Origin of the sequence: Pseudomonas mosselii (assembly GCF_005796105.1) — a bacterium.
GTDB classification, from domain to species: domain Bacteria; phylum Pseudomonadota; class Gammaproteobacteria; order Pseudomonadales; family Pseudomonadaceae; genus Aquipseudomonas; species Aquipseudomonas mosselii_C.
Window position 1 is genome coordinate 1 of record NZ_VAUO01000022.1, and the last position, 18,358, is coordinate 18,358.

Annotated in this window: 19 protein-coding genes; 6 read left to right on the forward strand and 13 right to left on the reverse strand. The window is 62.6% G+C overall.

Annotation, left to right across the window (positions count from 1 at the left end):
• Window positions 1–116: 116 nt before the first annotated feature.
• From FEM01_RS23090 to FEM01_RS23105, 4 genes are all read right to left on the reverse strand, one after another.
• Window positions 117–1,022 carry an SdiA-regulated domain-containing protein gene (locus tag FEM01_RS23090; RefSeq protein WP_138221765.1) on the reverse strand — a complete coding sequence of 302 codons (906 nt, stop codon included), beginning with the start codon at window positions 1,020–1,022 and terminating at the stop codon, window positions 117–119.
• 90 nt (window positions 1,023–1,112) lie between these two features.
• Complete coding sequence (locus tag FEM01_RS23095; protein ID WP_138221766.1) at window positions 1,113–2,039, reverse strand: SdiA-regulated domain-containing protein; 927 nt, start codon at window positions 2,037–2,039, stop codon at window positions 1,113–1,115.
• 134 nt (window positions 2,040–2,173) lie between these two features.
• Window positions 2,174–2,839 carry a fumarylacetoacetate hydrolase family protein gene (locus FEM01_RS23100; RefSeq protein ID WP_138221767.1) on the reverse strand — a complete coding sequence of 222 codons (666 nt, stop codon included), beginning with the start codon at window positions 2,837–2,839 and terminating at the stop codon, window positions 2,174–2,176.
• A gap of 24 nt (window positions 2,840–2,863) precedes the next feature.
• On the reverse strand, window positions 2,864–4,261 hold the full coding sequence (locus tag FEM01_RS23105) for an FAD-binding oxidoreductase (RefSeq protein ID WP_138221768.1): 1,398 nt from the start codon (window positions 4,259–4,261) through the stop codon (window positions 2,864–2,866).
• A 167-nt stretch (window positions 4,262–4,428) separates the two neighbouring features.
• Between FEM01_RS23105 and serA the strand changes: the two genes are divergently transcribed.
• The gene (gene serA, locus FEM01_RS23110; protein WP_138221769.1) at window positions 4,429–5,658 is read left to right on the forward strand and encodes a phosphoglycerate dehydrogenase; all 1,230 of its coding nucleotides are present in this window, start codon (window positions 4,429–4,431) and stop codon (window positions 5,656–5,658) included.
• 83 nt (window positions 5,659–5,741) lie between these two features.
• Here serA and FEM01_RS23115 read toward each other — a convergent pair whose 3' ends face one another.
• Window positions 5,742–6,218, reverse strand: coding sequence for a DUF4399 domain-containing protein (locus tag FEM01_RS23115; RefSeq protein ID WP_138221770.1), 477 nt, complete (start codon window positions 6,216–6,218; stop codon window positions 5,742–5,744).
• Between the two features lie 225 nt (window positions 6,219–6,443).
• Between FEM01_RS23115 and FEM01_RS23120 the strand changes: the two genes are divergently transcribed.
• Window positions 6,444–6,932, forward strand: coding sequence for a transporter substrate-binding domain-containing protein (locus FEM01_RS23120; RefSeq protein WP_138221771.1), 489 nt, complete (start codon window positions 6,444–6,446; stop codon window positions 6,930–6,932).
• A gap of 27 nt (window positions 6,933–6,959) precedes the next feature.
• On the opposite strand, the gene FEM01_RS23125 is transcribed toward FEM01_RS23120, so the two are convergent.
• The gene (locus tag FEM01_RS23125; RefSeq protein ID WP_138221772.1) at window positions 6,960–7,457 is read right to left on the reverse strand and encodes a DUF523 domain-containing protein; all 498 of its coding nucleotides are present in this window, start codon (window positions 7,455–7,457) and stop codon (window positions 6,960–6,962) included.
• Window positions 7,444–8,067: a 2OG-Fe(II) oxygenase gene (locus FEM01_RS23130; protein ID WP_138221773.1), complete on the reverse strand. Its 624-nt coding sequence runs from the start codon at window positions 8,065–8,067 to the stop codon at window positions 7,444–7,446. Before FEM01_RS23130 ends, FEM01_RS23125 begins: the two co-directional genes overlap by 14 nt.
• 121 nt (window positions 8,068–8,188) lie before the next feature.
• On the opposite strand from FEM01_RS23130, the gene FEM01_RS23135 reads away from it, so the two are divergent.
• Window positions 8,189–8,941, forward strand: a complete 753-nt coding sequence (locus tag FEM01_RS23135) for a DUF2059 domain-containing protein (RefSeq protein ID WP_138221774.1) — start codon at window positions 8,189–8,191, stop codon at window positions 8,939–8,941.
• On the opposite strand, the gene FEM01_RS23140 is transcribed toward FEM01_RS23135, so the two are convergent.
• A complete protein-coding gene (locus FEM01_RS23140) occupies window positions 8,942–9,868 on the reverse strand; it encodes an alpha/beta hydrolase (RefSeq protein WP_138221775.1) in 927 nt (308 codons plus the stop codon). It lies immediately after the preceding gene.
• A 137-nt stretch (window positions 9,869–10,005) separates the two neighbouring features.
• On the opposite strand from FEM01_RS23140, the gene FEM01_RS23145 reads away from it, so the two are divergent.
• Window positions 10,006–10,575 (forward strand): DUF6436 domain-containing protein, encoded by a 570-nt coding sequence (locus FEM01_RS23145; RefSeq protein ID WP_138221776.1) that lies wholly within the window; start codon window positions 10,006–10,008, stop codon window positions 10,573–10,575.
• Here FEM01_RS23145 and FEM01_RS23150 read toward each other — a convergent pair.
• Complete coding sequence (locus tag FEM01_RS23150) at window positions 10,554–11,120, reverse strand: sugar O-acetyltransferase (RefSeq protein WP_138221777.1); 567 nt, start codon at window positions 11,118–11,120, stop codon at window positions 10,554–10,556. The genes FEM01_RS23145 and FEM01_RS23150 overlap by 22 nt on opposite strands.
• A gap of 89 nt (window positions 11,121–11,209) precedes the next feature.
• Here FEM01_RS23150 and FEM01_RS23155 point away from each other — a divergent pair, with 89 nt between their 5' ends.
• Both FEM01_RS23155 and FEM01_RS23160 read left to right on the forward strand, forming a co-directional pair.
• On the forward strand, window positions 11,210–13,606 hold the full coding sequence (locus tag FEM01_RS23155; protein WP_138221778.1) for a penicillin acylase family protein: 2,397 nt from the start codon (window positions 11,210–11,212) through the stop codon (window positions 13,604–13,606).
• Window positions 13,607–13,637: 31 nt separating this feature from the next.
• Window positions 13,638–14,456: an alpha/beta fold hydrolase gene (locus tag FEM01_RS23160; protein ID WP_138221779.1), complete on the forward strand. Its 819-nt coding sequence runs from the start codon at window positions 13,638–13,640 to the stop codon at window positions 14,454–14,456.
• A gap of 644 nt (window positions 14,457–15,100) precedes the next feature.
• Here FEM01_RS23160 and FEM01_RS23165 read toward each other — a convergent pair.
• The 4 genes from FEM01_RS23165 to FEM01_RS23180 form a co-directional block, all read right to left on the reverse strand.
• A complete protein-coding gene (locus FEM01_RS23165; RefSeq protein WP_138221780.1) occupies window positions 15,101–15,886 on the reverse strand; it encodes a MetQ/NlpA family ABC transporter substrate-binding protein in 786 nt (261 codons plus the stop codon).
• Between the two features lie 192 nt (window positions 15,887–16,078).
• Complete coding sequence (locus FEM01_RS23170; protein ID WP_138221781.1) at window positions 16,079–17,017, reverse strand: sigma 54-interacting transcriptional regulator; 939 nt, start codon at window positions 17,015–17,017, stop codon at window positions 16,079–16,081.
• A 64-nt stretch (window positions 17,018–17,081) separates the two neighbouring features.
• Window positions 17,082–17,663: an alpha/beta hydrolase gene (locus FEM01_RS23175; protein WP_138221782.1), complete on the reverse strand. Its 582-nt coding sequence runs from the start codon at window positions 17,661–17,663 to the stop codon at window positions 17,082–17,084.
• 293 nt (window positions 17,664–17,956) lie between these two features.
• The gene (locus FEM01_RS23180; protein ID WP_028688526.1) at window positions 17,957–18,358 is read right to left on the reverse strand and encodes an ExbD/TolR family protein; all 402 of its coding nucleotides are present in this window, start codon (window positions 18,356–18,358) and stop codon (window positions 17,957–17,959) included.

Sequence of the window (18,358 nt, forward strand, 5' to 3'; positions counted from 1 at the left end):
GTTATGTGTAGTTCTATGAGAGCGGCCTTGCGCCGCGAAAGGGGCGCGCAGCGGCCCCAGGGTTTATGTGTCATGCAAGATCGAGGGCGCTGCCTTTGATTCGGTGGCTTGCCGGGTCAATCGGCCGACTGGCGGAACACATAGAACAGGTTCGGCTCGCTCACCAGATACAGCGTGCCGGCCTCGTCCATCGCCATCCCTTCGGCCTGGGGCACAGGCTGCTTCAGGCCCTGGGAGCCCTTGCGCAGTGACAAGGTGCTCAATGGCCGCCCCTCCACATCCAGCTCGATCACCAGCCGCGACTCATCCGAGAGCGCCAGCAAATGCCCGCTGCGCTCGTCGTATTGCAGGCTCGACAAGTCCCGCACGAAAAGACGCGCATCGCGCTCGCGGTCTTGCACCACATGCACCGCGTAGGGCTGCTCGGGGTTGGTGTGGGGAAAGCCGTGCACTTCGTAGATCAACATCGGGTCGCGCTCCTTGGCCACGAACAGGCGTTTGCCTGCCGAATCGTATGCCAGTCCTTCGAAACCCTTGTTGCCATTCAGGCCAATGCCCAAGGTCAGTTGCTCAGCATCGCCGGCATCGAGAAACGGCGTGTCGTCATCCAGGCGCACTTGAATCAGGCGCTGCTGGCGCTCGTCGGTGATCACGTAGGTGTTGGGCCCCACGTACTCCACCGCCTCAGGGTCGCCAAAACCGGTCAGTGGGACGCGGCGCAGAATACGCCCGTCCAACGACAGTTCGATCAGCTCTGGGCTGGAGTTAGTAACCGTGAACAGGCTCTTGCGATCAGGATCGAAGGTCAGCGCCGAAAGGTCCGCGTGCAGCCCCTCGATCGGCTGGGCTTCAAGGGTGACCTGATAGCGATCCAGGGCAATGCCCTGCTCGACCGGATGCCACCACGTCTTGAGATTGAACCAGCCGCGCTCGAACAGGCGAAACTCATGCCCCGCCACGCCCAGCAGTGCCAACAGGACGAACAGAACAACAACACAGATCAAACGGTAGCTTCGGCGCATCAGGGCAAGCTCGACGGAAAGAGTGCGAATCTAACCATCTACAACTGAACCCAACCTTAAAGCCATCGACGCAAACGGCTGGCGAACCTGTCAGTTTTTTCGGAAGCGATAGAAGAGGTTGGGCTCACTGACCATGTACAGGTTGCCCTGGTCATCCATTGTGACCCCTTCAGCTCGTGGAATGGTGTCCTTCAGGCCATTGAAACCACCCAGCAGGGTCATGAAACTGACCTGCTCGCCCTGCTCGTTCAGCTCCAGTAACAGGCTCGACTCGGCCGACAGCGCCAACACATTGCCGGTACGCGGGTCGACCGCCACGGCAGACAGGTTGCGCACGTCCAGTTGATCGCTGGGTAACGCCACGCGTGGCCCCGTGGGCAGACTGCGGCCGTCAGTATTGATGGCAAACAGCTTGGGCGGACGCTCTTCGCCCAGCAGCAGGCGCTGACGCGTGGCATCCCAGGCGATGCCCTCGAAGCCCTTGTTGCTGTCTTCGGACGCGCCCAGGTCGAACGCCGGGTAATCGTCGCGGTTGAGCGAGGTGGTATCGGCCTCGACCTTGACCACCACCACGTCATGCCAGCGCTCGTCGACGATACCAATCCGGCCGTCCTCCATCACCGCCACCCCTTCGGGGTTGGCCCATCCCTGGAGGGGGATTTTGCGCAGCAGATTGCCTTGCAGGTCGAGTTCAGCCAGGAACGGGTGCTTACCCATCACGGCGAACAGCGTACGGGTGTGCGGATTGAAGGAAAGGTCCGACGCCTCGTCGCGCTCCATGCCCACCAAGGGCTTGGCATCGATATCCACGACGTAGGCCGGCAGCCAGACGCTCTGCTGGCGCTGCGCCTGGCTCTGGAAGCGCTCCTTGAGCCACAGCACACCACGGTCGTCCCAGTGCATGGCCACAGCCACGCCGTAGCCGATCACCACCAGGGCACCGAGCAAAACGGGCCAACGCAACAAAGCGCTGCGCTTTGGGGCGGGCGGGAGCGGCGTGGCGGAGGGTGCGACCATCGTTTCGGATCCTAAGGCGTGCCGTGATGTACTGCATAACGTCGGCGAATGGGCATGAAGCTGCGCATTATCCGTATCGTTTGTGAAAAAAACGGCAAAACCGGCGATAGCAGCCTGCCATCGCCGCCACAGGATCAGAGCACGCGGCTTTCGAAACGGCACACGCCTGGAAGCTCCAGCACCAGCTCGTCACCGACGTTGAACGGGCCGACACCTGCCGGGGTGCCGGTGAGGATCACATCGCCCGCCTGCAGCGAGAAGCACGCCGCCATGTACTGGATGATCGGCACGATGGGGTTGAGCATCATCGCGCTGTTGCCGTCCTGGCGCACTTCACCGTTGATGCTCAGGCGCAACGGGATGTCGGTCACGTCCTCGAAGCTGGACGCGGCAACGAACGGCGGCAACACGCAGGCACCATCGAAACTCTTGCACAGCTCCCATGGCAGACCCTTTTCCTTGAGCTTGCTCTGCACGTCGCGCAGGGTCAGGTCCAGCGCCGGGGCGTAGCCCGAGATGGCGTCCAGCACCTCTTCCTCGGTCGGTTTGGTCGACAGCGACTTGCCCAGCAGCACGGCAATTTCGGCTTCGTAATGCACCGAGCCACGGTCGGTCGGAATCTTGAAGCCGCCTTCCAGGGGTACCACGCAACTGCCAGGCTTGATGAACAGCAGCGGCTCGGCGGGGATCGGGTTGTTCAGCTCCTTGGCGTGCTCGGCATAGTTGCGCCCGATGCACACCACCTTGCCCAACGGGAAGTGAATACGGGTGCCATCTACATACTGGTGCTGGTAACTCATGGCCGACTCCTGTGAATACTGCTTTTATTCGGGAGCGAAGATCTTACCCGGATTCATGATGCCGTTAGGGTCGAACACGGCCTTTATTGCCTTCATGCAGGCGATTTCTTCGGCTGAACGGCTGTAGCCCAGGTAGTCGCGCTTGGTCATGCCAACCCCGTGCTCGGCGGAAATCGAGCCGTTGTAGCGCTGGACGATCTCGAACACCCACTTGTTGACCTTGGTGCACGAGGCGAAGAAATCATCCTTGCTCATGTGCTCGGGCTTGAGGATGTTCAGGTGCAGGTTGCCATCGCCGATGTGGCCGTACCAGACCACTTCGTAGTCGGGGTAGTGCTGCGCGACGATGCTGTCTATATCGCGCAGGAATGCCGGCACCTTGGAGACGGTCACCGAGATATCGTTCTTGTATGGGGTCCAGTGCGAGATGGTTTCGGACAGGTATTCGCGCAGCTTCCACAGGTTCTTGAGCTGCGTCTCGCTCTGGCTCATCACCCCGTCGAGCACCCAACCCTGCTCCACGCAATGCTCGAAGGTGGCTAGCGCCTGGTTGGCCACCTCGTCGCTGCTGGCTTCGAACTCCAGCAGGGCATAGAACGGGCAGTCGATCTCAAACGGCGCGGGCACGTCGCCGCGGGCCATGATCTTGGCCATGCCCTTGTCGGAGAAGAACTCGAAAGCGGTAAGGTCGAGCTTGTCCTGAAAGGCGTGCAGCACCGGCATGATCGCGTCGAAGTCCGGCGTGCCGAGCACCATGGCGGTCAGGTTGCGCGGGGCGCGGTCCAGGCGCATGGTTGCCTCGACCACGAAGCCCAGGGTACCTTCGGCGCCAATGAACAGCTGGCGCAGGTCGTAGCCGGTGGCGTTCTTGATCAAGTCCTTGTTCAGTTCGAGCAACTCGCCCTTGCCGGTGACCACTTTGAGTCCGGCGACCCAGTTGCGGGTCATGCCGTAGCGGATCACCTTGATACCACCGGCGTTGGTGCCGATGTTGCCCCCAATCTGGCTGGAACCGCTGGAAGCGAAGTCCACCGGGTAATACAGGCGATTGTCTTCGGCGAACTGCTGCAATTGGCGGGTGATCACACCGGGCTGGCAGACCACGGTGCGATCGAATGCGTTGAACCCGATGATCTGGTTCATGTAGTCGAACGCCACCACCACCTCGCCGTTGGCGGCCACTGCTGCCCCCGACAGGCCGGTACGGCCACCTGAAGGCACCAACGCAACCGTGTGCCGGTTGGCCCACCGGACAATGGCCTGGACCTGTTCGACGGTCTTGGGGAACACGATGGCGCTGGGCGCAGGCGGGTAGTGCTTGGTCCAGTCCTTGCCGTAGGCCTCCAGCGAAGCCGGGTCGGTGAGCAACTTGCCAGGGTCGACAAGGGCCTTCAGTTCATCCAGTACTGCACGCTCGATCATCGTCGTAACTCTCAACTCATTCATAGTGAGCCTGAATACGCCTCACTGTCTGAAACAGCTCAGTAAGTGTCGCGTATGGTAGCATGGCGCTCCCGCTGTTCGTGCTAAGGCCGATGCCGCGCCGCAACACCCCTCGCCATTTTTCTCCGGGATACAGGTTTAAGCAGATGAGCAAGACTTCTCTCGAAAAGAGCAAGATCAGGTTCCTTCTTCTCGAAGGCGTCCACCAGAATGCCGTGGACACCCTCAAGGCTGCCGGCTACACCAACATCGAGTACCTCACCGGCTCGCTGCCTGATGCAGAACTGAAGGAAAAGATCGCTGATGCCCACTTCATCGGCATCCGCTCGCGCACCCAGCTGACCGAAGAGGTCTTCGACTGCGCGAAGAAACTGGTCGCAGTCGGCTGTTTCTGCATCGGCACCAACCAGGTTGACCTGGGCGCGGCCCGCGAGCGCGGCATCGCCGTGTTCAACGCCCCCTACTCCAACACCCGCTCGGTTGCCGAACTGGTGCTGGCCGAGGCCATCCTGCTGCTGCGCGGCATTCCTGAGAAAAACGCTTCCTGCCACCGTGGCGGCTGGATCAAGAGCGCGGCCAACTCCTTCGAGATCCGTGGCAAGAAGCTGGGCATCGTCGGCTACGGCTCGATTGGCACCCAGTTGTCGGTGCTGGCCGAGAGCCTGGGCATGCAGGTCTACTTCTACGACCCGCTGACCAAGCTGCCACTGGGCAACGCCACCCAGATCACCAGCCTGAACGAACTGCTGGGCCTGGCCGACATCATCTCGCTGCACGTTCCCGAGCTGCCATCGACCCAGTGGATGATCGGCGAGAAGGAAATCCGTGCCATGAAGAAGGGCTCGATCCTGATCAACGCCGCCCGTGGCACCGTGGTCGAGCTGGACCACCTGGCCGCCGCGATCAAGGACAAGCACCTGATCGGCGCCGCCATCGACGTGTTCCCGGTCGAGCCGCGCTCCAACGATGAAGAGTTCGAAAGCCCGCTGCGCGGCCTGGACAACGTGATCCTGACCCCACACATCGGTGGTTCCACCGCCGAGGCCCAAGCCAACATCGGCCTGGAAGTGGCCGAGAAGCTGGTCAAGTACAGCGACAACGGTACGTCCGTATCGTCGGTCAACTTCCCTGAAGTGGCCCTGCCGGCTCACCCAGGCAAGCACCGCCTGCTGCACATCCACGAAAACATCCCAGGCGTACTCAGCGAGATCAACAAAGTCTTCGCCGAGAACGGTATCAACATCTCCGGTCAGTTCCTGCAGACCGACGAGAAAGTCGGTTACGTGGTCATCGACGTTGACGCCGAGTATTCGGACCTGGCGCAAGAAAAATTGCAGCACATCAAGGGCACCATTCGCTCGCGCGTACTGTTCTGATTTTTCTGGCGACATGAAAAAGGGAGGCCCAGGTGGCCTCCCTTTTTTACCTGCACGATCAGCAGTGCAGCGCGACCCAACGCTTACTTGACGTTGACGGTGATCTTCTGCGACTCGACGCTCGGCTTGAACGGCACGTGATACTGGTCGCCCAGGACCAGTTGCAAGGTGTGCTTGCCAGGGGTCAGGGTGATGGTCGCTTCGGTCTGCGCCTTGCCGAAGTGCAGTACCTGCGGGCCGGCCGGCAGCGGGGCGTGGTTCTCTGGCATCAGGCTGGTGGGCAGCGGCGTGTCGCTCAATGGTGCCTTGTCGACATCCACCAGCAGGTGGTGATGGCCGGTGTGAGGGGTTTGGTCACCGGCAGGCTTCAGGCCCATGCCCTCGATGCCGAATTTGACGGTGAAGGTCTTCTCGACCGTAGCACCATCGGCGGGGGAAACGATGAAGACCTTGGCGCCTTCCGGTGGCTGCTGGCTCTTCAAGGCATCCGCGGCACAGGCCAATACCGAGGCCCCCATCAGCAGACCGGCGACGGCAGCACGCGAAAATAGGCTGTTCATTCACTTCTCCTGTGATTCACTTCAATTGACCGCTATGGCGTAAACGAAACCCTGCGGTAGTTCACCATAGTCCAACTGAAGACCCAGAGGTTCAGAAAAGAGCCACAGAAATAATTCAAACCGGGTTAAACATTGGTAGGGTCTTGGGGTCATAGGCTGCGTTCGACCGGGCAGGGGAAAAGCCTCGGCGAATGAAATTCATCTGCCAAGAAATAAGGGGCACTCATGCGTTTGACCATTGGCGTACTGCTGGCCGTACTCTTCAGCCCATTGGCCCAGGCCGACCTGATCGACGAAATCAACGACCGTGGGGAGCTGCGCATTGCCGTGCAGCCCGATGCGGCGCCCTATGCCTATAAAGAGAAGGACAACGAGCCACTGACCGGCTTCGACATCGAACTGGGACAGGCCCTGGCCAATGAACTGGGCGTGCGCGCCGAATTCATCGAAACACCCGAAGGGGAAGTATTGCCCGGCGTCCAGGATGGCAAGTTCGACATCACCGTGCAAAAGTCCGGCACCGGACTCGATACGGCCCTGCAAGCCAGCGAATCGTTCGGCCGCGACAAACTGATGATTCCCTTCCAGAAAGACAATCCGGCCTTCGAAAGCGCACTGAACAATGCGCTGCAACGCATCAAGGATGATGGTCGGCTACTGAAGCTCGAAGACAAATGGCTCAAGGACTCGGTACAGAACGCCGCCGAACGGTGATAACCCCTCGCGGGGCTTGCCCCGCGATCAGCGGCCCAGCAAGGCGCGCTGGGCGTCTTCCAGCTCCAGCTCACTGAATACCTGCACGCCCGCGCGCCGCAGCAACGCCACGGTCACCCCTTCGCCAGGCACCTTCACGCCGCTGAAGCTGCCGTCATACGTCAGTCGATTGCCACACGAAGGACTCCCCGACTTGAGCACCGCCACGCCGATGCCATGCTTGCGCACCAGCGCCAGGGCACATTGCGCACCGGCCAGGAAGGCCGCGCTGACCGTTTCGCCCAGCACCGTGATCACCTGGGCCTCGCCATCGAGCACCTGACTGCCCTGCCCGCCCGGAATCTCTGCCGGCGCGCGCGGCGTCGGCAGCCCACCGGCCACCTCAGGACACAACGCCACCACCCGCCCCTCGGCCTGCCAGCGTTGCAGCACGTCGGGGTAGCCGCTGGCCCGCCCGTCATAACGCACCGGCTGGCCTAGCAGGCACGCGCTGACCAGGACTTTGGCCACCTCAGAACGGATCATTGCCACGACGGCGGAACCAACCGGTCAACGACAGGCGTTCACGCCGCGCCGGAAGGACTTCGTGAGGCACATCGCCGGAGAGGAACACCACCAGCGTACCGGCCTGCGGCTGCACGTCATGCACGACGCCATCGTGCAAGAACATGCGCAACTGACCGCCGTCCTCGGGCTGCCAGCCTTCGTTGAGATACAGCACCGCCGAGACCATGCGTCGGTCGTCATCGCGGAAACGGTCCAGGTGACGCTTATAGAAAGCCCCTGGCGGATAAAGCGCGAAATGGCATTCGAAATCCTCAAGCCCCAGGTACAAACCTTGGTTGATGGCCTGGCGCAGACTGTCCATGGTGTCCAGGTAGCGGTCGCACGGTGCCGACTCGCCAGGGTCGAGCCACTGGATCTGGTCGCCGCGGATCGCCTCGCGCACCTCTTGCGAGGCGCCGCGCCCGACACCGGCAGGGTTGAGTTCGCCCTCGCTGTAGCGACGCCGGCATTCACCCGCAAGCTCGCGCGACAGCGCCTCAGGCAGGAATAGGGTTTGCTGCGACCAGCCACGGGTGGCCAGGTCGTCGACGATCGCCGACAGCAGTGGGTGTTCGAGAGGAATGTGCATGGCGCATCATAGCCATTCGGCATGCGTGCGCACAGCGCCACTTGGTCAGGAACCACGCGCGACGGCTCGACAAAGCCCCGCCACGCCAAGGACAATAGCGACCTGCCGACAGGAGTCCTGAATGCGCCGTCTGTTTTCCCTGCTTCTGCTGATGATCTGCACAATGCCTGTCTGGGCAGATAGCCTGGATCAGCTGTACAAGGCCGCTGGCTGGCCCGACCAACGCGCCCATTTCAACGATGCCGTGAGCGCCGCCCAGCAGCGCTACCGCAACAGCCTGCCGCCTGCGGTCTACCAGGCACTGGTCAACAATAGCAACCAGCGCTTCCAGGCCCAGGCAATGGATCGCCGTGCCCAGGCACAACTGCGCAGCAATCTGCCCAACCCGGCCCCGGCCCTGGCATTCTTCCAGTCACCGCTCGGACGCAAGGTCGTGGCAGCCGAGCTGTTGGCCACGCGCAAGGACCAACTGGCGAAGAACGCCAAGGGCCTGCCGAAAATGCCAGCCAGCGACAACCGCCTGTTGATCATCGGCCATTTGGCCAAGGCACTGCCAGCCCGCGAAGCTGGGGCCGAGGTCAGCCTGGCGATTGCCGGCGTGGCCGCCGACAGCCTCAGCTCGATGATCCCCGGCCTGTTCGGCGGCGGTCAGGCCCAGGGCCTGCTCGACGGCCAGCGCCAGCGGCTAATGAACCAGGTCGGTGAAGACCTGAACAACACCCTGCTGTACGTCTACCGCGACTTGTCGGACACCGAGCTAGAAGCGTTCTCGACCTTCGCCGAATCGGCCGACGGCCAAGCCTACTACAAGGCCGCAGTGGCAGCGGTACGTGCTGCGCTCGCGGTTGGCCAACAGGCCTCGGACCTCAACTGATCAGCCCAGGCGCTGACCGATGAAGTCGAAGTAGCGCTGGCGGATGCCCGGCAGCTCGTTGGCCAAGTGATGGCGCGCCTCAGGCAACATGAGGATCTGCGGTTCGGCGAACTTGGCCTTGAGCACTTGCAAATTGTGCTGCCAATCAACCGTGCCATCCGCCTCGCCCTGCACGATCAGCGGCCGCCGCATACTGGGCGGGGCCGCCTCGATGCGCTTGACCCACTTCAACAACGCCCCGACCCAAGCCGTGGGTAGCCGCCTGGGCTGCAACGGATCGGCCTGCAAGAACGGCAGGAACGCCGGGTCATTGGTGTTTTCGCTGAAGCGCCGCTCGATGCCGTTGACGAAATGGCGCAGCACACAATAGCTCAACTTCGACCAGTGCCAGTCCCGGGGGCGCACCAGTGGCGCCAGCAGGATCACCTCGCCATCCACCGGGCTCTGCTCACCCGCATGCAGCAGATGGTCGATCACGATCGCGCCCCCGGTACTTTGCCCGCACAAGTGCCAGGGGCGCGGTAACTCCAACTGGCGTGCCTGCTCGAACAGCCCCTCCAGCGCCTGCTGGTAGAGCGCGAAGTCCTCGATGCTGGCCCGCTCGCCACTGGACAGGCCGTGCCCGGGCAAGTCACAACTGATCACGGCGTAACCGCGCACCAAGGCCCAGTCGATCACATGCCGGTACAGCCCCATGTGGTCGTAGTAGCCGTGCAGCACGAACAACGTCGCCACCGGGCACTCCGGCAACCACACCTGTGCGACCAGATCGAACCCTGCGACCTGAAAGCCACCCAGCCAGCTGTGCACAGGCAGGTCGAGCCCGTAGAAGCGTTGGTAATCGCGGCCTTGCTCGGGCAACGGCTGGCGTTCGACAAGCGGTGACAGGCTGCTGCGCAGCAGGTCGGGGTGGAAAGCGACAGGCATCAGGTACATCCACAACGGGGCAAGTATTGATCTGGGATATTCAGCTCTGGGCGGTGCCGTGGCAAGCTGCAACACTGTTCAACGGGCGGCGCGCCCCACCAGGCAGCGTGCCCTCCCCCCCGCTTCGTAGGCTGCCCATGCCCACCCGACACACCCGAACACTGCTCATCACCATCGCCGCCCTGCTCTGCGCCGCCATGCTGTGGTGGGCCTACGACAGCTTCCAGTCCCGCTACCTGCGCCCCTTCGACAACCAGGCCATGTTCTTCGATGGCAGCCAGTTGCAGCTGCCGCCTGAGTTGGCAGGCCCTGGCCCGATCCGCGTGGTGCATTTCTGGGACCCGGCCTGCCCTTGCAACGTCGGCAACCAACAGCACCTTACTGAGCTGGTGACACGCTTCGCCGCGCAGGGGGTGCGTTTTCATGTGCTGCAAAAACCCGGCAGCCACGGCCAATTGCCAGCCAATCTGGACTCGCTCCAGGCGCTGGACAACCTGCCTGGCAGCGAACACCTCCCCGCCACCCCGGCCGTAGCGATCTGGGACCGCGAAGGCAAGCTCGCCTACTTCGGCCCCTACAGCGAAGGTGCGGTGTGCAACTCAGGCAACAGTTTCATCGAACCGATCCTCGATGCGCTGAACCGGGGACGTCACGTACAGGCCTCCAACACGCTCGCGGTTGGCTGCTACTGCCCTTGGGCCGGCTGACGCACACGTGCCGGATTACCCATCACCACCGCGCCCGCCGGCACATCGCGGGTGACCACGCTGCCGGCGCCCACCACCGCGTTATCGCCAATGGTCACGCCCGGCAGGATGATCGCCCCACCACCGATCCATACGTTGTCCCCGATGCTCACTGGCCGACCACTCTCCAGCCCACTGCGGCGTTGCTCGGCGTCCAACGGATGGTCGGCGGTATAGATCTGCACCGCCGGCCCGATCTGGCAGTCGGCGCCGATACGCACCGGCAGCACATCGAGGATCACGCAGTTGAAATTGATGAAAGTATTGGCACCCACGCTGAGGTTGTAGCCGTAGTCACAGAAGAACGGCGGGCGAATCACCACGCCCTCGCCCACGCTCGCGAAGTGCTCGGCAAGCAGGGCGTGACGCGCCTGGCTGAGCAGCTCCACACTATGGTTGTAGCGGTGCATCCAGTGCTTGTTGGTAACCTGCTCCATTTGCAGCTCAGGGCAACTGGCGCGATAAGGCAAGCCTGACAGCATTTTCTGTTTTTCGCTGAGGGACATGGAAACTCCTTGTAGGGGACTATGCTCAGTGCGCGAACCCGCCGATGATCGGACCACATTTTTTCGCTCGAGTGCATAAAGGAGTCTCGATGAAGCGCAGCCTGACCCTGCTGGCCGTGGTGCTTGTGATTGCCGCCGCTGGCATCGGTTATGGGTACGTGCAGGGCAAGCAGCCCGTGCGTAACGGCGAGGTGGCCATCGAAGGCTTGCAGGCGCCGGTCAGCGTGCGTTTCGATGCCCGTGGCGTGCCCCACCTGCAAGCGCAGAACGAACAAGACCTGTACCGCGCGTTCGGCTATGTACACGCCCAGGACCGCCTGTTCCAGATGGAGATCATGCGCCGCCTGGCCCGAGGCGAGCTGGCCGAGGTACTGGGTGCAAAACTGCTGCCCACCGACACCCTGTTCCGCAGCCTGCGCATCCGCGAGCAAGCAGCACTAATGGCGCAGCGCATCGATCACCAGTCCCCCGCCTGGCAGGCGCTGCAGGCGTACCTGGACGGCGTGAACCGGTGGCAGGCAAGTCACCCCCAGCCCATGGAGTTCGATCTGCTGGGCATCACTCCACGGCCCTTCACTGCCGAGGACACCCTGAGCATCGCCGGCTACCTGGCCTACAGCTTCGCCGCCGCATTCCGTACCGAGCCTGCGCTGACCTACATACGCGACCAGCTCGGCAGCCAATACCTGAAGATATTCGACCTCGACTGGCAACCCGACGGCGCCCTGGCAGCGCCCCTGGCCGCCGCCGACTGGCGCGCCCTCGAACAGCTCGCGCAACTGAGCCACGACGCCCTCGGCGAGGCGGGCATCCCGCAATTCGAAGGCAGCAACGCCTGGGTGGTTGCCGGCAAACATACCCGCAGCGGCCGACCGCTGCTGGCGGGCGATCCGCACATCGGCTTCGCCGTGCCAGCGGTATGGTACGAGGCCGAACTGTCAGCACCTGGCTTCAACCTGTATGGCTACTTTCAGGGCCTCAATCCGTTTGCCCTGCTGGGGCACAACCGCGACTTCGGCTGGAGCCTGACCATGTTCCAGAACGACGACCTCGACCTGATCGCCGAAAAGACCCATCCAGACAACCCTGAGCTGGTGATGGTCGATGGTCGCTGGCAACCCCTGGAGAAGACCGAACAAACCATCGCCATCAAGGACGAGCAAGCCGCCCGCATCACCTTGCGCCGCTCGCCCCACGGCCCGATCGTCAACAGCGTGCTGGGCGACACCGCCGGCAAGACGCCCATCGCCATGTGGTGGGCGTTCCTTGAAACCGAAAACCCGATCCTGGAAGGCTTTTATCAGATCAACCGCGCCGATACCCTGGCCAAGATGCGCGAGGCCGCAACCAAGGTGCAAGCACCAGGGCTGAACCTGGTGTGGGCCAATGCTCGCGGCGATATCGGCTGGTGGGCCGCAGCACGCCTGCCGATCCGCCCCAACGGGGTCAACCCGGCGTTCATCCTCGACGGCAGCAGCCAGCAGGCAGACAAGCCTGGCTTCTACCCATTCAGCGCCAACCCTCAACAGGAAAACCCGGCCAGCGGCTACATCGTCTCGGCCAACTATCAACCACCTGCCGGGATGCCGATACCGGGCTACTACAACCTGGCAGACCGTGGCCGCCAGCTCGACCGCCACCTGAGCGATCCCGACATCCAATGGGACCTCCAGAACAGCCAGGTCCTGCAATTGGACACTAGCAACGACTATGGCCCACGCACCCTGGCCCCCTTGCTCGGCACCTTGCGTGGCGTGGCCGAAGGCGACGAGGAAAAGGAACTGGTCGAACAACTGGCAGCTTGGCGCGGCGACTACCCACTGGACTCCACCAGCGCCACGCTGTTCAACCAGTTCCTCTACGAGTTGGCCTTCGCTGCCCTACATGACGAACTGGGCGACACCTGGTTCCCGGTGCTGCTCAGCACCCGCGCCATCGACGCCGCCCTGCCGCGCCTGGCCGCCGATCCAGCCTCACCCTGGTGGACACTGCGCGGCGCCAATGAACGCACCGACCGCACCGCCATCGTGCGCCTGGCCTGGCAGCGCAGCCTCACACACCTGCGTAAGACCTTCGGCCAGGACCCGGCCAGTTGGCAGTGGGGCAAGGCCCATACCCTGACCCATAATCACCCGCTCGGGGTGCAAAAGCCGCTGAACCTGCTGTTCAACGTCGGCCCCTTCGCCGCGCCCGGCACCCACGAGGTTCCCAACAACCTGTCGGCCAAGATCGGCCCGGCACCCTGGCCGGTCACCTACGGCCCCTCGACCCGGCGCCTGATCGACTTTGCCGACGCTGGCGCTGCGCTCACCATCAATCCGGTCGGGCAGAGCGGCGTGCCGTTCGATACGCACTATGCCGACCAAGCCGAAGACTACATCCAAGGGCGCTACCACAGGGCGCGCCTGGGGGTGATTCCGGCGCAGAGCACGTTGCGCCTGGTGCCTGAGCGCGGATCCACATCCACAGCCCCCCGCCACGACTGAATTCCTTTCGCCCCTTCATGAGATAGACCGCATGCAGAAACACTTCATCGAGATCGACGGCGCACGCATGAGCTATGTCGACCAAGGTCAGGGCTTCCCAGTGCTGCTGGGCCACAGTTACCTGTGGTCAGCGGCCATGTGGCAGCCGCAGGTCGAGGCGCTGTCGCAGCACTTCCGGCTGATCGTGCCCGAGTTGTGGGGCCACGGCGACTCCGATGCTCCACCGGCCAGTACCACCGACATGCAGGCACTGACGCGCCAACATGTCACCTTGCTGGACAAGCTGGGTATCGAACGCTGCCATCTGGTGGGGCTTTCGGTTGGCGGCATGTGGGGCGCCGAGCTGGCCATCACCCACCCCGAGCGCATCGATCGCCTGGTGTTGCTGGACACCTACCTGGGCGCCGAACCCGAAGCCACGCGCCTCAAGTATTTCGCCCTGCTGGACGCGGCCAGCGCAGCCGGTGAGTTCAGCGACGCACTGCTCGACATCATCGTGCCGATCTTCTTCCACGCCGGTGGCCAAACGGTGCCGGAGATTCGCGAACGGTTCCGTGCAGATCTCAAAGCCACCCGCGCAGAGACCATTCGGCAGAGCCTCGATCCGATGGGCCGGGTGATCTTCGGGCGGCCGGACCTGCTCGGCCGACTGGGTGAGTTGCCGGGTGAGCGCAGCATCGTGGTATGTGGCGACCAGGACATTCCGCGACCACCGGCCGAATCGAATGAAATGTCGCGGATCATCGGCTGCCTGGCAGCCCAGATCCCGTTTGCCGGGCATATCTCCAGCCTGGAGAACCCACGGGTGGTGAATGCGTTCTTGCTGAATTGGTTGCCGCGTAACGGTTAGGCACCTGATTGCCAAGCAACTCAGCCTGGCAAGCGGCAGGTGAGCGGGCATGGGCAAATTGCCCGGCAATTTTCCTTGGGAGAGGCGGAATTTTTTCGCGTCAATCGGGCTCGAAGTGAAGCCAACCTGTGAACTGTACGGCCCATCACACCCACAAGGACGTTAACGATGAACAGCCCCAGCTCGCCTGCTACGAACGAACAACTGCTGTGGCTCATGGCCTTGCGCCGGGCGTTGAGTCAGCGCTGAGCCTACAGGTGGGGCGCTGGGTTCAGGCATTGCACCATCTCTGTAGGAGATTACCCAGCCCTTTGGGCTGCGCTGTCGCGCAGAGAACTGATTTCGCAAGCGCTCCGCGTACCCTGTGGGAGCGGCGGTTCGGCGCCCCGACTTGCCCGCGAAGCAGGCGACTCGGTGGATGGCACCGGNTCGCTCCCACAGATTCCTTCTAAATCAACAAGTTATTTGTAGTTCTATGAGAGCGGGCTTGTCCCGCGAAGGGCTGCAAAGCAGCCCCAGGATTTGTGCAGCAGCCGGGATTCTTGGGGCCGCTGCGGTGGATTCAGGCATTGCCCATAAAGCCGTGCAGCACACACAAAAACGCCGACGCAAATGCGTCGGCGCTTTTCGTTTCGGGCCGCGAATCAGAACGCTGGCAGCACCGCGCCCTGGTATTTCTTGGCGATGAATTCCTTCACCTCAGGGCTGGTCAGGGCCTTGGCCAGCTTCTGGATGGCGTCGCTGTTCTTGTTGTCCGGGCGAGCAACCAGGAAGTTGACGTAAGGCGAATCGCTACCTTCGATCACCAGGGCGTCCTTGGCTGGGTTCAAGCCAGCTTCCAAGGCATAGTTGGTGTTGATCATGTCCAGGTCGACCTGATCCAGCACGCGCGGCAGCATGGCCGATTCCAGCTCACGGAACTTGAGTTTCTTGGGGTTCTCGGCGATGTCTTTCGGGGTGGCCAGGGCGTTCTTTGGATCCTTCAGGGTGATAAGGCCAGCTTTCTGCAACAGCAGCAAGGCACGGCCACTGTTGCTGCCCTCGTTCGGGATCGCGACGGTAGCGCCTTCCTTCAGCTCAGCCAGGCTCTTGACCTTCTTGGAGTAACCACCAAAGGGCTCGACGTGCACGCCGATCACGGTTTCCAGGTGGGTGCCCTTGCCTTCGTTGAAGTTCTGCAAGTACGGCAGGGTCTGGAAGTAGTTGGCGTCCAGGCGTTTCTGGTCTACCTGCACGTTCGGCTGCACGTAGTCAGTGAAGACCTTGATCTGCAGGTCGACACCTTCCTTGGCCAGGGTCGGCTTGATCAGTTCGAGGATTTCAGCATGCGGTACTGGGGTGGCGGCCACGACCAGTTTCTCGGCGGCAGACGCCAGGCCTGCGAAGGACAGGGCGGCGGCCAGGGCAGTGGTCAGCAGGGTCTTTTTCATGGTGATCCTTGTTCTTGAGCTGGGCCATCGCAGATGGCGGCGAAGTCGGGTGCCCATCCGTTTGGGCGGGCGTGAGGCGGACGATACCGGGATTCTTTATTGCGCAAAAATATCTTTTATTTAGCTGCTTATTCCAAAAACAAAATGCCACCACCGCGTTTGCTTATGAGCCCGCCAAGACTGACGCCGCGCCTACACGTCCAGCGTCCGCAGAGCCTCCTGCAAGACCCTGCGCAACCCGGCAACGGTCTGCGCATCCCGGCTCTGGGCCAGTTGACCAAGCTGGCGAGCCAGCGCTTGCAGCGGTGCACGCTCAGGCAGGTCCAGATGCTGCGCCAGGATTTCCTCGCCATCGCTGACCAGCAAAGCAAAGTGGATGACGTTCTCCAGCTCCCGGGTGTTGCCCGGCCAGGCATGGGCTTCGAGCGCCTGTTGAGCCGCTTCGCTGATCAGCGGCACCGGGCGGTCAAGGCGCACGCTGTAGATACCGACGAAGTACTCGGCCAGTGGCAGGATATCGCCCACCCGCTCACGCAGGGCGGGTAGCTCCAGTTCACCCTCGTGCAGATAGTGATAGAGCCGTTCGTTGAAACGCCCCGCTTGCACCGCCTGGGCCAGATCGATACTGGACGCCGCCACTAGGCGCACGTCCACCGGTTGCGGGTGGCTGGCGCCGACCCGTGTGACCTCGCGGTTTTCCAGGGCGGCGAGCAGCTTGGCCTGAATCGCCAGCGGCAGGTCGGCGATCTCATCCAGGTACAGCGTGCCGCCGTTGGCCGACCCGAACCAGCCGGCACGGCTGCTGGCGGTGCCGCCCTGGCTGCCGGCGCTGTAGCCGAACAGCTCGGCATCGGCGTAGGTGTGGCTGATGGCCGCGCAGTTGACCGACACGAACAGCCCGCCACGATCACTGGCGCGATGAATCTGCCGGGCCAGCAGTTCCTTGCCGGTGCCGGTTTCACCACGGATCAGCACTGGCAGTGGCTGCGGGGCCAGGCGTTCAAGGGCCTCGCGTAGCGCCTGCGAGCGCGGGTCGACGAACACCAGCGCCTTGGCACGGATGCTCAGCGGGCTCTTGTCCAGTTCAGGGAAGGTCAGCAGCGGCTGGCCGAAGGGTGCGTGAAAGCTCATGGAATACTCCCGCCCCGGTCAGCAGCGACCGGGGATCAAGACAAGACGATGGAAAACCGCAGGCTCAGGCGCGGCGCAGCGCGCGCTGGTCAACTCGGGCCTGTAGGCGGAACAGGTAGGCGAAGCCCTGCTCCCAACGCTCATGGCCAGACTTGACGTTGATATGTCCAGCATTGGCCAGCAGCCCCGCCTCCGCGCCCCAGGCGCGAGCCAGGTGCAGCGCACGCGGCACACTGACGGCTGGGTCGTTGTCGGAGCTGACCACTTGGCTGGGGAACGGCAACGCTTGCATCGGGATTGGCGCGAAGTTGCGCAGCGCCGGCGCACAGGCCGGGCGCTCGACGTCGGCCGGAGCCACCAGCAGTGCGCCGCGCACCCGGCGCAGCAGATTCGGGCTGGCCTGGGCGGCCCAGTGAGCGACGGTGATACAGCCCAGGCTATGAGCGATCAGAATCACCGGCGAGGGCTCGGCGACAATCGCCTGCTCCAGTGCCTGCACCCAGTCGCGCCGCTGTGGGGTGAGCCAGTCGTGCTGCTCGACCCGGGCGCTGTTGGGCAGGCTGCGCTGCCAGTGACTCTGCCAATGGTTGTCTGGCGATCCTTGCCAGCCCGGCACAATCAGGTAACGAATCGACTCATTGCGCATGGGGACGCCTCCAGAAGTTTGCGTGCTTGAGGTGCAAGTATAGGGAGGCAGTTATATTCGTAAAGGAATAAGAAGCTATTTGTTAATATCTTTAAGTTTTAAGCGACAAGCTAGAAGTGAAAGCGCTACGGCGCTGGTTTGCAAACTGGGGTCAAGGGCGACGGCCTATAAACAGCAAAAGGAGAGCGCTTTTTACTTGTCGCTTGCCGCTTCAAGCTTGCAGCTAAAAAAAAGGACCATCCCCTGCCAAGGAAAATGGCCCATAAGCACTTGCCTGAAGAGGATGTCGCCGATCAGCGTGCGGTAATCACCGCCAGCTTGCTGATCCCGGCACGTTCGATGGCCGCCATGGCCCGGGCCACTTCGCCGTAATTCACGCCATCGTCGGCCTGCAACTGCACACGCAGCTCGGCGTCCTTGTCCTTGGCGGCCTTGAGGTTGGTCTCCAGCAGGTCGGGCTGGATCTCGTCCTTGTTGATGAACAGCTTGCCGCTGCCATCGATGCTCACCACCAACGGGTCCTTCTGCTCCACCGGAGCCACGGCCTCGGTCTTGGGCAGGTTGATGGGGATGGCATTGGTCAGCAGGGGCGCGGTGACGATGAACACCACCAGCAGCACCAGCATGACGTCCACCAGCGGGGTGACGTTGATTTCACTCAACACTTCATCGCTGTCCTGGGTCGAGAAGGCCAT

Bases quoted from the DNA above. Each gene is read 5' to 3' on its own strand.
- FEM01_RS23090 (WP_138221765.1), bottom strand. From the start codon at position 1,022: ATGCGCCGAAGCTACCGTTTGATCTGTGTTGTTGTTCTGTTCGTCCTG.
- FEM01_RS23095 (WP_138221766.1), bottom strand. From the start codon at position 2,039: ATGGTCGCACCCTCCGCCACGCCGCTCCCGCCCGCCCCAAAGCGCAGC.
- FEM01_RS23100 (WP_138221767.1), bottom strand. From the start codon at position 2,839: ATGAGTTACCAGCACCAGTATGTAGATGGCACCCGTATTCACTTCCCG.
- FEM01_RS23105 (WP_138221768.1), bottom strand. From the start codon at position 4,261: ATGATCGAGCGTGCAGTACTGGATGAACTGAAGGCCCTTGTCGACCCT.
- serA (WP_138221769.1), top strand. From the start codon at position 4,429: ATGAGCAAGACTTCTCTCGAAAAGAGCAAGATCAGGTTCCTTCTTCTC.
- FEM01_RS23115 (WP_138221770.1), bottom strand. From the start codon at position 6,218: ATGAACAGCCTATTTTCGCGTGCTGCCGTCGCCGGTCTGCTGATGGGG.
- FEM01_RS23120 (WP_138221771.1), top strand. From the start codon at position 6,444: ATGCGTTTGACCATTGGCGTACTGCTGGCCGTACTCTTCAGCCCATTG.
- FEM01_RS23125 (WP_138221772.1), bottom strand. From the start codon at position 7,457: ATGATCCGTTCTGAGGTGGCCAAAGTCCTGGTCAGCGCGTGCCTGCTA.
- FEM01_RS23130 (WP_138221773.1), bottom strand. From the start codon at position 8,067: ATGCACATTCCTCTCGAACACCCACTGCTGTCGGCGATCGTCGACGAC.
- FEM01_RS23135 (WP_138221774.1), top strand. From the start codon at position 8,189: ATGCGCCGTCTGTTTTCCCTGCTTCTGCTGATGATCTGCACAATGCCT.
- FEM01_RS23140 (WP_138221775.1), bottom strand. From the start codon at position 9,868: ATGCCTGTCGCTTTCCACCCCGACCTGCTGCGCAGCAGCCTGTCACCG.
- FEM01_RS23145 (WP_138221776.1), top strand. From the start codon at position 10,006: ATGCCCACCCGACACACCCGAACACTGCTCATCACCATCGCCGCCCTG.
- FEM01_RS23150 (WP_138221777.1), bottom strand. From the start codon at position 11,120: ATGTCCCTCAGCGAAAAACAGAAAATGCTGTCAGGCTTGCCTTATCGC.
- FEM01_RS23155 (WP_138221778.1), top strand. From the start codon at position 11,210: ATGAAGCGCAGCCTGACCCTGCTGGCCGTGGTGCTTGTGATTGCCGCC.
- FEM01_RS23160 (WP_138221779.1), top strand. From the start codon at position 13,638: ATGCAGAAACACTTCATCGAGATCGACGGCGCACGCATGAGCTATGTC.
- FEM01_RS23165 (WP_138221780.1), bottom strand. From the start codon at position 15,886: ATGAAAAAGACCCTGCTGACCACTGCCCTGGCCGCCGCCCTGTCCTTC.
- FEM01_RS23170 (WP_138221781.1), bottom strand. From the start codon at position 17,017: ATGAGCTTTCACGCACCCTTCGGCCAGCCGCTGCTGACCTTCCCTGAA.
- FEM01_RS23175 (WP_138221782.1), bottom strand. From the start codon at position 17,663: ATGCGCAATGAGTCGATTCGTTACCTGATTGTGCCGGGCTGGCAAGGA.
- FEM01_RS23180 (WP_028688526.1), bottom strand. From the start codon at position 18,358: ATGGCCTTCTCGACCCAGGACAGCGATGAAGTGTTGAGTGAAATCAAC.